This is a genomic window from Sphingomonas sp. Leaf25 (assembly GCF_001421635.1).
Classification (GTDB): domain Bacteria; phylum Pseudomonadota; class Alphaproteobacteria; order Sphingomonadales; family Sphingomonadaceae; genus Sphingomonas.
The window spans coordinates 547,436-559,041 of sequence record NZ_LMKU01000012.1 but is presented as its reverse complement, the minus strand read 5'-3'; the positions used below and the strand labels follow the sequence as shown (position 1 = coordinate 559,041).

The 11,606-nt window shown below is 67.4% G+C and carries 10 protein-coding genes; 9 read left to right on the top strand and 1 reads right to left on the bottom strand.

All coding sequences use genetic code 11. The annotated features are described in order from the left end of the window. Window positions 1-16: 16 nt before the first annotated feature. Window positions 17-685 carry a TetR/AcrR family transcriptional regulator gene (locus ASE78_RS07190; protein WP_056494970.1) on the bottom strand — a complete coding sequence of 223 codons (669 nt, stop codon included), beginning with the start codon at window positions 683-685 and terminating at the stop codon, window positions 17-19. A gap of 128 nt (window positions 686-813) precedes the next feature. Between ASE78_RS07190 and ASE78_RS07185 the strand changes: the two genes are divergently transcribed. From ASE78_RS07185 to ASE78_RS07145, 9 genes are all read left to right on the top strand, one after another. Next, a complete protein-coding gene (locus ASE78_RS07185) occupies window positions 814-1,917 on the top strand; it encodes an LLM class flavin-dependent oxidoreductase (protein WP_055756171.1) in 1,104 nt (367 codons plus the stop codon). A 3-nt stretch (window positions 1,918-1,920) separates the two neighbouring features. Continuing rightward, window positions 1,921-2,487: an NADPH-dependent FMN reductase gene (locus ASE78_RS07180; RefSeq protein WP_056494967.1), complete on the top strand. Its 567-nt coding sequence runs from the start codon at window positions 1,921-1,923 to the stop codon at window positions 2,485-2,487. Then, window positions 2,484-4,832 (top strand): glycoside hydrolase family 3 C-terminal domain-containing protein, encoded by a 2,349-nt coding sequence (locus ASE78_RS07175; protein ID WP_056494964.1) that lies wholly within the window; start codon window positions 2,484-2,486, stop codon window positions 4,830-4,832. The genes ASE78_RS07180 and ASE78_RS07175 overlap by 4 nt, the downstream gene beginning before the upstream one ends. Next, complete coding sequence (locus ASE78_RS07170) at window positions 4,829-5,281, top strand: nuclear transport factor 2 family protein (RefSeq protein ID WP_055756177.1); 453 nt, start codon at window positions 4,829-4,831, stop codon at window positions 5,279-5,281. The genes ASE78_RS07175 and ASE78_RS07170 overlap by 4 nt, the downstream gene beginning before the upstream one ends. Before the next feature lie 123 nt (window positions 5,282-5,404). Beyond that, the gene (locus ASE78_RS07165; RefSeq protein WP_055756179.1) at window positions 5,405-7,723 is read left to right on the top strand and encodes a TonB-dependent receptor; all 2,319 of its coding nucleotides are present in this window, start codon (window positions 5,405-5,407) and stop codon (window positions 7,721-7,723) included. Between the two features lie 71 nt (window positions 7,724-7,794). After that, complete coding sequence (locus tag ASE78_RS07160) at window positions 7,795-8,697, top strand: VOC family protein (protein ID WP_055757277.1); 903 nt, start codon at window positions 7,795-7,797, stop codon at window positions 8,695-8,697. 5 nt (window positions 8,698-8,702) lie between these two features. Beyond that, window positions 8,703-9,860 carry an alpha/beta hydrolase family protein gene (locus tag ASE78_RS07155; protein WP_056494960.1) on the top strand — a complete coding sequence of 386 codons (1,158 nt, stop codon included), beginning with the start codon at window positions 8,703-8,705 and terminating at the stop codon, window positions 9,858-9,860. Then, window positions 9,857-10,657, top strand: coding sequence for a cyclase family protein (locus tag ASE78_RS07150; RefSeq protein WP_056494957.1), 801 nt, complete (start codon window positions 9,857-9,859; stop codon window positions 10,655-10,657). The genes ASE78_RS07155 and ASE78_RS07150 overlap by 4 nt, the downstream gene beginning before the upstream one ends. Beyond that, the gene (locus tag ASE78_RS07145; RefSeq protein ID WP_056494954.1) at window positions 10,654-11,595 is read left to right on the top strand and encodes a fumarylacetoacetate hydrolase family protein; all 942 of its coding nucleotides are present in this window, start codon (window positions 10,654-10,656) and stop codon (window positions 11,593-11,595) included. Before ASE78_RS07150 ends, ASE78_RS07145 begins: the two co-directional genes overlap by 4 nt. The last annotated feature ends 11 nt before the right edge of the window (window positions 11,596-11,606 follow it).

Below are 11,606 nucleotides of genomic sequence, written 5' to 3'. Positions count from 1 at the left end.
GCGGCGTGGTCGCGGGTCAGGCGGGCAGGGGGCGGGCCTTGGGCCTGGTCGACAGATAGGCCGCCAGCATGTCCGACAGGTCGCTTTTCAGCTCGTTCCAGTCGCCTTCGCCCGCAGCATCCAGCGACGATCCGAAGCCGAGGTAGCGCGCGATCGAGGCATAGAGGATGCGGAACCCGGCGTCGGCCGCATGGCGCGGATCGTCATGGCGGATCTCGTCCACGCAGGTCAGCAGCGCGTCGATCACCGCCTCGCTGGTGCGGACATAGCTGCGCTTGCCGATCGCGGCGATGACGGGATCGCCGCTGGCGCGCAGCATCAGCGGGCGCATCCGGTCGGCATAGCGGCGCAGCACCTCGGCAACCGACTGGACCAGGTCATGCACCACATCGATCAGGCCGCCGCCGCGCGCCTGCGCCGCCGCGATCGCTTCGAGCATGTCGGTGTCGACCCGTTCCAGCACGCGTAACTGTACGACGTGGACCAAATCCTCCTTGCTGTCGAACCGGCAATAGATCGACCCGATCGATACCTTTCCGTGTTTGGCCACCTCGTTCAGCGTGAATTCGTCCGACCCGCGCTGGGTCATCAATTCCTCGGCGGTGGTCAGCATTCGTTCGAAGCTGGCCTTGCTGCGGCCCTGCTGTGGCACGCGCGCCTTGGCCATGATCGTTTCAATATCCATCGGCACCCCATTGACAGCCCCCGGAACGGAGGCATATCAGAATAGCAGTTCTAATTTTAGTTTAGGCCACTCGGCAACGAGCGGCAACCGCGTACCGGGACAACCGGCCGCGAAAAGGGAGAGGTCGAATGCGTTTCTCGGTGTTCCTCAATGCACGTTCGATGGCGCCGGAGCAGGACCGCGCGCTGATCCATGGGCTGACCGGCCATGCCGCTCGCGCCGCCGCGCTCGGCTTCGACGGGCTCTTCCTGCCCGATCATCACTTCAACGGCTACATGCCGATCGCCAGCGACAGCTATATGTTCGCGGCCTATCTGGCGGCGAAGCATCCGCACATGCATTTCGGCTTTTCGGTCACGTCGGTGCCGCTGCATCACCCGGTCCGGTTCGTCGAGCGGATCAACATTCTCGACCAGTTGACCGACGGCAAGCTGCTCGTCGGCGTCGGATCGGGCACCACCCCTGAGGAAATGATCGGCTTCGGCGTCGATTACCGCGATGCCGGGCAGATTTCGGAACGCAACCTCGCGCTCGCCGAACAGCTCTGGGCCAAGACGGTCGACGATCCGGCGGTCGAGATCGACAACGGCCCGCACCAGGGCCGCGTCCTGCAACGCATCGCGCCCGCCGCCTATAGCGAGGGGCATGCGCGGCTGATGCCGGTCGCGATGAAGGAATCGAGCGCGCGCCGCGCCGCCGAGAATGCGTGGCCCGCGTTCATCCCCGCCTTCACCCCGCCGCAGATCGGCGGGACCGAACCGATGAAGCACGTCGCCAAATTCTTCGGCATCTATCGCGCGATGCTGGAGGAAGCGGGGCACAGCGCGGAAAAGATCGCGCGCGCGCTCGACTGGACGACGCACACCTATCAACTGGTCCATGTCGCCGACAGCGACGAACAGGCCCGCGACGAGATGATGACGATCCTGCGCGCCTATCAGGACGCGATCGAGCGCGAGGCGGCGTTCAACGCCCGGGCGGAATCGAACGACGCCAACAAGAAGACCGACCGCACGCCCAACGCGCTGACCGACGACTGGATCGGAACATGGTGCCTGTACGGATCGCCCGAGACGGTGGTCGAGCATCTCAGGCCCTATGCCGACCTCGGCATCGGCAACATCCTGTGCGGCACCACCACCGGCCCGCTGACCGACGAGCGGCTGCGGCTGGGCGACCAGACGCTGCGGCTGTTGTCCGAGAAGGTCATGCCCGCGTTCCGGAAGGGTTGAGCGATGGCCCGCCACATCATCGGGATCGGCGGCACGTTCCGCCCCCGCTCCTCCAGCGAGATGCTGGTGCGCGCGGTGCTGGGCGACTGCGCGGCAATGGGGGCGCGGACGACCATGTTCGACGGTCCGGCGCTCGCCGCCCTGCCGCACTTCAACCCCGAACGCCCCGAGCGGACGGCGGAGCAGGCGGCGTTCGTCGCCGCGCTGCGCGATGCCGACGCGCTGGTGATCGGCACGCCCGGCTATCACGGCGGGGTGTCGGGGGTGGTCAAGAACGCGATCGATCTGCTGGAGGATCTGCGCGGTGACGAGCGGGTGTATTTCGACGGGATGCCGGTCGGACTGATCGTGTCGGCGGCGGGATGGCAGGCGGGCGGCGTCACGCTCGCCGCGCTGCGCGGCATCGTCCACGCGATGCGCGGCTGGCCGACGCCGGCGGGCATCGCGATCAATTCGATCGCCCAGAAACCGTTCGGCGGCGACGGTGCGATCGCTGATCCGGCCATCGCCGGACAGATTGCGACGATGGCCCGCCACATAATGGCGTTCCGGCTGGAGCCGGTCGCATGAGCGACCTGACGCTGACCGAGGCGGCGAGCCTCACCGCCGGGGCGACGATGTGGCGCACGGTCGCGATCCCGCATGCTGGCGTCCCCTCGCTGCACCTGAGCGACGGGCCGATGGGGATCGCCAGCGGCCGGGTCGACGAACGCGACGTCGCGCGGCTGTCGCCCTGCGCCACGGCACTGGGTGCCAGCTTCGACCCCGCGCTGATCGAACGAATGGGTGCGCTGGTGGGTGGCGAGGCGGTGCGCTGCGGCGTCGACATGGTGCTGGCCCCCAACGTCAATCTGGCGCGCAGCCCGCTCGCCGGGCGGGCGTTCGAATATTATTCGGAAGATCCGCTGCTCACCGGCATCGCCGGGGCGGCATGGACGCGCGGATTGCAGTCGACCGGCACCGGCGCGTGCGTCAAGCATCTGGTGTGCAACGACAGCGAAACCGACCGCGACCGGATGAACGCGGTCGTCGACGAACGGACGCTGCGCGAAATCTACCTGCTGCCGTTCGAACTGTGCGCAGCAGCAGGCGCGGGGGCGATGCTGACCGCCTATAACCGCGTCAACGGGACATGGTGCGCCGAACACGATCATGTCTCGACGATCGTGAAGCGGGAATGGGGGTTCGACGGTCCGTTCATCAGCGACTGGTTCGGCACCCATTCGACGGCGGGCAGCCTGAACGGCGGGCTCGACCTCGAAATGCCGGGGCCGGCGCGGTTCGTCGGTGCCCATGCGGTCGGCGCGGTCGAGCGGGGCGAGGTTCCGGGCGACCGCGTCGCCGATGCGGCCGCGCGCGTCACCCGCGCCGCGCGCCGCTGGTCGGGTGCCAAGACCCCGCGTACCGAGGACGCCGACGCGCTGCTGGTCGAGGCGGCGGCGGCGGGCATGGTGCTGTTGCGCAACGATGGCGACCTGCTGCCGCTGGTCCCCGGTCGCCACGCCCGTATCGCGGTGATCGGCCCCAATGCCGCCTCTCCCTGCTATCAGGGCGGCACCTTCGCCAAGATCGCGCTGTCGCCCGACGCGATCCGCCCGATCGAGGCGATCGTCGCCCGCTATAGCGACCGGGCGGACATCGTCTACGAACCCGGCGTCGATCCGCAGCCGCGCCTACCGTCGATGCCGGTCGCGCCGGCCCGGGGCAACGGGCGCGGCATGACCGTCGATTATTTCGCCGACAGCGACCTGACCGGCACACCGGTCTTCAGCGAGGTGCGCGATACCAACTCGCTGGTCTGGTTCGTGGGCGTCCATGACGAAGGGGTGTTCGATCGTCCCGCCGCCGTGCGCGCCAGCGGCTGGTTCACCGCCGGCGCCGATGGCGCGCACCGCTTCTACGTCGGTGCGACCGGCGCGGTACGGTTGCGGATCGATGGCAAGGAGGTTTTCGACCGGACCGAGCGGATGGCCGCGTCGGACGTCATGGGATCGCTGAAACGCGGCGATGCCGACAGTGTCGAGGTCGCGCTGACCACCGGGCAGCGGGTGCTGGTCGAGGTCGAGTTCCGCTATGACGGCGCGCGCGTTCACGGGCTGTGGTACGGGGTGCGCGGTCCCGACAGCGCGGCGGCGATGCTTGCCCGCGCGGTCGATACCGCGCGCTCGGCCGACGCGGTCGTGCTGATGGTCGGCGAAACCTCCGATTCCAGCGTCGAGAGCAAGGACCGCGCCGACACCGCGCTCGTCGCCGAACAGGTCGCGCTGATCGACGCGGTCTGCGCTGCCAACCCGAATGTCGCGATCATCGCCAACATCGGACATGCCTTCGACGCCCGCTGGGGCGAACAGGCGGCGGCGCTGGTGTCGGCATGGTATCCGGGCGAAGGGTTCGGCCCGGCGCTGGCGGGGGTGCTGGCGGGCGATGTCGAGCCGGGCGGGCGGCTGCCGCTGACGCTGGCGCGCGACGAGCGCGACTATCCCGCGCTCGCGCTGCAACCCGATGTCGCGGGCGACCTGGCCTATGACGACGGGGTGTTGGTCGGCTATCGCGGATTCGCCGCGCGCGGTATCGCGCCGCTGCATGCCTTCGGATCGGGGCGGGGCTATACCCGGTTCGACTGGGTCGATGCGACGGTCGAGGGCGATAGCGTGCTGGTGACGATCCGCAACGCCGGCGACCGCATGGGCAGCGAGGTCGTGCAACTCTATCGCCATGCCCCCGAATTCGCGCTGGTCGGCTTCACCAAGGCGACGCTTGCCCCCGGGGAGACGGCGGTGGTGCGGGTGACGCCCGAACCACGGCTGCTGCGCGTCTGGCAGGGCGGGGAATGGGGCAGCATCGGCGACAGCCTGCGCCTGTCGGCAGGGTCGGCCAGCGACCGTTTGATCTTCGAGGTGGAGGCAAGGGCATGAATCGGATGATCGTAGCGGGATTGGCCGGGGTGGCGGTGATGACGACCGCCGTCGCCGCGCGGCCCACGGCGTCGGAAACGGAACGCAACCGGGCGATCGTTACCGCCTTTGCCGAGCAATTCTATGCCAGGCGTGACGTGAAGGGCGCGTTCGATCGATTCGTGGCGCCCGATTATATCCAGCATAATCCCGGCATCGCCGACGGACGCGACGCCGCCGTCGCCGCGCTGGCCGATAAGTTCGCCACGCCCGGCGCGCGCTTCGACGTGAAGCGCATTCTGGTCGACGGCGATCTGGCGATGATCCACCTGCATGGGCGGACCGATCCGGCCAGCAGGGGTGGGGCGGTCGCCGATATTTACCGGTTGAAGGACGGCAGGATCGTCGAACATTGGGACGTGATTCAGCCGATCCCGGCGACGGCGCGCAATCCGCACCCGATGTTCTGACCCGCCGGTGAAATAAGTGGTCGGCGCTGCGCAAGACCGCTTGACTTACCTGTCAAATAGAATAGCAATTCTAGTTCTAAACGAGGGGCGAATACGCCCCCGCTATCATGGAGAGGGGATCGCATGACGACGTTCCGCCGCATCGCCGCCACGGCGCTTGCCACTACCGCCAGTTGGGTCACAGTCCCGGCACTGGCACAGACCGCCGAACCGGTCGGGGCCACCCCGCCGACCAGCGCCAACGACACCACCACCGGCCAGCAGAACGACGACCAACTGGGCGATATCATCGTCACCGCGACCAAGATGGTGACCCGGTTGCAGGAAACGCCGATCGCGATCCGCGTGGTCAGCGGCGCGGATCTGACCAAGGCGGCAGTTACCGACGTCAGCGGGCTCCAGCGGCTCGCCCCCGATCTCGGCATTACCCCCGACTCGGTATTCACCAAGATCGCGATACGCGGCGTGTCGAGCCAGGACATTTCGGAAAGCGCCGATCCGGCGCTGACCGTGTCGATCGATGGCGAATATGTGAACCGCCCGGTCGCGCTCAACGCCAACTTCTTCGATCTCGAACGGATCGAGGTGTTGCGCGGGCCGCAGGGCACGCTGTTCGGCCGCAATTCGACCGCAGGTGCGCTCAACATCGTCGCGGCCAAGCCGGTGCTCGGCAGTTTTGAAGGCTCGGCGACCGCTGGCTATGGCAATTACAACGCGATCTATGCGACCGGCGCGGTCAACGTGCCGCTGGGGCAGGATGTCGCGATCCGCATCGCCGGGCTGCACAACGAACATGACGGCTATGTCGACAATGGCGCGCTGGCGGGCCGGGGCGACGATGCCAACGTCGACGCGGTGCGCGGCAGCATCCTGTTCGCACCGGGCGCGCTCGAAGTGTATCTGGCGGGCGAATATGTCGACGTGAACCAGACCGGCCCGGTGCAATACGGGTTGCTGGTCAACAACGCGACGCCGGGGCTGACCGAACTGCCGGCATCGGTCGCGTCGCCCGTGACCTATCCGACGCTGGCGCAACGGGTGGTGCCGGGCTTCGTCGACCTGCCGGCGGGGTTCGATCCCGCCAGCTTCCCGATCGGCCGGCGCGGCAACTTCAAGAGCCAGCAATATGCGGTGCGCGGCCGGGTCGCCTATGATTTCGGCGGCGCGACGCTCAGCTACATCGGTGGCTATCGCCACGTCGACAACCAGGTCATCCTGCCGCAGAATGGGTTCCTGCCCGAACAGTTCACCTTCTACAACGACCGCTACGACACCCGTACCCACAGCCACGAAGTACGGCTGAACGGCGGCGCACAGGGCAGCTTCGTCTGGCAGGTCGGCGGGTTCTATTTCCATGAGAACCAGATCATCGCGCGCGGCCTGTATCTGCCGCTGGCCAGTGCCTTCGCCAACTTCTTCTACCGCCCCTATGTGAAGTCGGAATCCAAGTCGGCGTTCGCGCAGGCGACCTATTGGGTGGTGCCCGACACGCTCAGCTTCACCGGCGGCGTGCGCTATACCGACGACCAGAAGGACGCGCAGTACATCAACTACGGCTTCTTCCGCACCCAGAACATGGTCCGCCCGCCCGCCGACGGCAGCGGCGCCGGCTCGGTGATCCGTTTCCCGACCTATGCCGAGGACAAGGTGACGTGGACCGCGGGCGTCGAATACAAACCGGCGCGCGACAACCTGCTCTATGCCAAGGTCAGCACCGGCTTCAAGAGCGGCGGATTCGATCTGGTCGGCGCGTTCAATGCGGAAAGCCTGACGGCGTATGAGGTCGGGTCGAAGAACCGGTTCCTCAACAACACGCTCGAATTCAACGTCTCGGCCTTCTATTATGATTATCAGGACCAGCAGGTGCAGGTCTACATCGATACCACGGTCGGCGCGCGGACGTTCAATGCGGGCAAGAGCCGGGTGTGGGGGATCGAGACCGATACCACGATCAAGCTGTCGCCCAACGACCGGATCGGCCTGATCGTCAACTATATCGATGCCCGGTTGCAGAATTTCGCGGGCATCCCGGCACCGACGCTGGCCAACCCGCCCGCCAACGTACCGCGCCTGACCCTCGATCTTGCGGGCAATGCCCCGCCGCAGGCCCCGAAGTGGACGATCGGCATCAACTACAACAAGTCGATCGACCTCGGCAGCGGCTATGAACTGGTCGCCAACGGGTTCAGCCGGTTCAAGTCGGAATATTACCTCACCGCGTTCAACTATCGCGGCGACCGGGTGCAGGCGTTCACGACCACCGACCTCAGCCTCGAACTGAAGCTGCCCGGCGATACGCTGAGCCTCCAGGGCTATGTCCGCAACGTCGAGAACAATCGCGTCAAGACCTATGCCGGCTTCACCGGCGGCGGGATCAACATCTACAACTGGAACTTCGGCCAGCCGCGCACCTACGGCGTGCAGGGCACGTTCCGGTTCTGACCCTCCCCCTCGGGGTCGGCGTACGTCGCCGGCTCCGTTCTTCTCTTTCCTACCCAGCCATGGAGGGCGTGATGGCCCGAGTTACCGAAATCCGCTTCGTCGGCTATGGCGTCGCCGATCTGGCCGCCGAACGCGCCTTTTACCGCGACGACTGGAAACTGGTCGAGGCGGGCGAGGTGGACGGCATGGTCCATTTCGCCGCCGAGGGGCATGACGAGGCATGCGTCGTCCGGCTGCGGCAGGACGATGCCAACCGCGTCGACGTGATCGCGCTGGCCGCCGACAGCGATGCCGATGTCGATGCGCTGCACGACAAGGTGGTCGCCGCCGGATGCCGCATCATCTTCGCCCCGCGGGGCCTGACCACCTTCGGCGGGGGCTATGGCTTCCGCTTCTTCTCGCCCGACGGACTGCCGTTCGAGGTTTCGGCCGGGGTCGAACGGCGCACCCCGCGCCAGTTGACCCGCTGGGAAGGCATTCCGCAGAAGATCAGCCATATCGTGCTGCATTCGCCCGACCACCGCGCGATGGTGGCGTTCTTCACCGACGTGCTGGGGTTCCGCGTGTCGGACTGGCTGGGCGATTTCATGTGCTTCCTGCGCTGCAATACGGCGCATCACCGGCTGGCGATCCTCCCCGGACCGCCGTGCCTCAACCATGTCGCCTATGACATGCTGACGCTCGACGACATGATGGCGGGCATCCGGCGGCTGAAGAAGGCCGGGACCGACATCCGCTGGGGACCGGGGCGGCATACGGCGGGCAACAACACCTTCAGCTATTTCACCACGCCCAACGGCTTCGCCGTCGAATATACCTCCGAACTCGAACATGTCGATTTCGAGCAGCATCAGCATCAGGTGCATGTGCCGGGGCCGGGCACGATGGACCAGTGGGGCATCGGCGTCGGCGGTCCGCAGACCATGCCGCATCCCAAGCCCGACGCGGGCCTGTTCCAGCCGGTGGCGGTGTAACGGCGATGGCGCTGTACGAACCGTTTCCCAACTATATCTGGAACCTGTCGGTCGCGATCGCGATGGAGAGCGGCGCGCAGCTCGGTGAGATCATCGACATGTGCCAGCCCCTCAGCGACGCAGCGGCGACCGGCGCGGACGCCGGCACGCCGCAGTTCATGGCGGCATGGGCGGCGATGGGGGCCAAGCTGATCGCCCTCGCCGCCGAGGACGAGGGCAGGGGCCGCGCCTTCTCGGCGGCGAACAAGCTGGAGCGCGCCAGCCTTTATCTGTTCACCGCCGAGCGGATGCAGGGCCATGGCGCACCCGGCCGCACGGAAACCTATGCCAAGGCGCGCGAGGCGTTCGACCGGTCGACGATGCTGGGTCGGCTGAACCGCGAACGGGTCGAGATTCCGCTGGCGACCGGCACGATGCCCGCGCTCTATACCCGCGCCCCGGGTGTCGGGCCGCATCCGGTGGTGGTGTTCTGCAACGGCCTCGATAGCTGCAAGGAGCTGCTCTACTGGACGCGGCTGCCGCACGAACTGGCACGGCGGGGCATCTCGACGCTGTGCGTCGATCAGCCCGGCTCGGGCGAGGCGCTGCGGTTGCAGGACCTGCCCGTCGATCCGCACAGCGAACACTGGGCGGGCAAGGCGGTCGACTGGCTGGAGGGTCAGGCCGATGTCGATCCCGAGCGTATCGGCATGACCGGCATTTCGCTGGGTGGTCATTTCGCGCCCCGCGCCGTCGCCTACGAACCGCGCTTCGCCAGCGGCGCGGTATGGGGCGCCAATCACAACTGGCGCGAGGTGCAGGACAGGCGCATGGCGCGCGAGGGCGAGAACCCGGTCCCGCACTATTGGAAGCACGTCCACTGGGCGTTCGGCGCGAGCGACCAGGACGACTTTCTTGCCAAGTCGGACGCGATGAACCTCAACGGCCATATGGACCGCATCCGCGTGCCGTTCCTCGTGACGCACGGGGCCAACGACCGCCAGATCGGCGTCGCCTATGCCGACGACCTCTACGACCAACTGGTCAATTCGCCGCGCCGCGAGAAGGTGATCTTCACGCCACGCGAAGGCGGGGTCGAGCATGTCGGGGCGGACAACATGGCCTATGGTCGCGACCTGCTGGCCGACTGGTTCGCCGAGACGCTGGGGGGTGCGACCGCATGACCCGCCGCATCCTCGACCTGTCGATCGCGATCGACCCGGCGGTCGTCACCGACCCGCCGTTCATGCGCCCGACGATTACCCGCCAGACCCATGCCGAGACGGTGGCCGAGGCGGCGATGTTCTTCCCCGGCATCACCGCCGATGCGATGGCGGGCGGGCAGGGGTTCGCCGCATCGGAGACGCTGACGCTCTCGACCCACAACGGCACGCATCTCGATGCGCCATGGCATTATCACCCGACGCAGGACGAAGCTCTGGGCGGCGGCGGCAAACCGGCGCTGACCATCGACGAGGTGCCGCTCGACTGGTGCCTGCAACCCGGCGTGAAGCTCGACTTCCGGCACCTGCCCGACGGCCATGTCGTGACGGCGGCGCAGGTCGAGGCCGAACTGGCGCGGATCGGCCACGACCTGCGCCCGCTCGACATCGTGCTGGTCAACACCGCCGCCGGCGCGGCGCTGGGGCAACCCGATTTTCTGGGGCGCGGCTGCGGCATGGGCTATGAAGCGACCATGTACCTGACGTCGCGCGGGGTGCGGGTCACCGGCACCGATGCGTGGAGCTGGGATGCGCCGTTCGGCCACACCGCCGCGCGCGTTGCCGAAACCGGCGACTATTCGCTGGTCTGGGAAGGGCACAAGGCCGGTCGCGACATCGGTTATTGCCACATGGAGAAGCTGACCAACCTCGACCAGCTCCCCGCGACCGGGTTCATCGTGTCGTGCCTGCCGGTCAAGGTGAAGCGCGGGTCGGCGGGCTGGTGCCGCGCGGTCGCGATTCTCGGGGATGCGACATGAGGCTCGCGACCCGCGCCAACGGCAACCGCGACGGGGCGCTGGTCGTCGTATCGGGCGACGGCAGCCGCTATCTGCCGACGGACGGTACGCTGCAATCGGCGCTCGACCAGTGGAGCCGCTGCGAACCCATGTTGCGCGCGCTGGCCGACCGGCTCGATGCCGGGCAGGGTGAGGCGCTCCATCCCGCGACGCTGCTCGCCCCGCTGCCGCGCGCGTGGCAATGGCTCGACGGTTCGGCGTTCCCGACCCACGGCGAACTGATGCAGCAGGCGTTCCGGCTCCCGCCGATCGAAACCGACAAGCCGCTGATGTATCAGGGCATGTCGCACCGCTTCCTGTCGGGACGCGAGGACGTGCCGTTTCCGAGCGAGGCGGACGGCATCGATTTCGAAGGCGAGTTCGCGGTCGTCACCGGCGACGTGCCGATGGGATGCACCCCCGCCGACGCGCTCGGCCACATCCGCCTCGTCCTGCTGCTCAACGACTGGTCGCTGCGCGCGATCGCACCCGTCGAGATGAAGACGGGCTTCGGTTGGGTCCAGGCCAAGCCCGCCTGTTCGGTCGCGCCTTTTGCGGTGACGCCCGACGCTTTGGGTGGGGCATGGGTCGACGGCCGCGTCTGCCTGTCGCTGACCGTCGAGGTCAACGGACGGTGGTTCGGCAGCCCGGCCGGCGATGCGATGGCCTATGGCTTCCACGACCTGATCGCCCATGCCGCCCGCACCCGCGATCTGCCCGCGGGCACGATCATCGGATCGGGCACCGTGTCCAACCCGAACCATGGCGAGGTCGGCTCGACCTGCCTGTCCGAACGCCGCGCGATCGAGATGATCGACCATGGGGCGCCGCAGACCCCGTTCCTCCGGTTCGGCGACCGCGTGACGATGCACGCGGGCGATATTTTCGGCACGATCGATCAACGGGTGGTGCAGCGATGAGCCACGCCTTC

What these genes read in the sequence shown, in the direction of transcription:
- ASE78_RS07185 (WP_055756171.1), top strand. Translation starts at nt 814, where the DNA reads ATGCGTTTCTCGGTGTTCCTCAATGCACGTTCGATGGCGCCGGAGCAG.
- ASE78_RS07180 (WP_056494967.1), top strand. Translation starts at nt 1,921, where the DNA reads ATGGCCCGCCACATCATCGGGATCGGCGGCACGTTCCGCCCCCGCTCC.
- ASE78_RS07160 (WP_055757277.1), top strand. Translation starts at nt 7,795, where the DNA reads ATGGCCCGAGTTACCGAAATCCGCTTCGTCGGCTATGGCGTCGCCGAT.
- ASE78_RS07150 (WP_056494957.1), top strand. Translation starts at nt 9,857, where the DNA reads ATGACCCGCCGCATCCTCGACCTGTCGATCGCGATCGACCCGGCGGTC.
- ASE78_RS07190 (WP_056494970.1), bottom strand. Translation starts at nt 685, where the DNA reads ATGGATATTGAAACGATCATGGCCAAGGCGCGCGTGCCACAGCAGGGC.
- ASE78_RS07175 (WP_056494964.1), top strand. Translation starts at nt 2,484, where the DNA reads ATGAGCGACCTGACGCTGACCGAGGCGGCGAGCCTCACCGCCGGGGCG.
- ASE78_RS07165 (WP_055756179.1), top strand. Translation starts at nt 5,405, where the DNA reads ATGACGACGTTCCGCCGCATCGCCGCCACGGCGCTTGCCACTACCGCC.
- ASE78_RS07170 (WP_055756177.1), top strand. Translation starts at nt 4,829, where the DNA reads ATGAATCGGATGATCGTAGCGGGATTGGCCGGGGTGGCGGTGATGACG.
- ASE78_RS07145 (WP_056494954.1), top strand. Translation starts at nt 10,654, where the DNA reads ATGAGGCTCGCGACCCGCGCCAACGGCAACCGCGACGGGGCGCTGGTC.
- ASE78_RS07155 (WP_056494960.1), top strand. Translation starts at nt 8,703, where the DNA reads ATGGCGCTGTACGAACCGTTTCCCAACTATATCTGGAACCTGTCGGTC.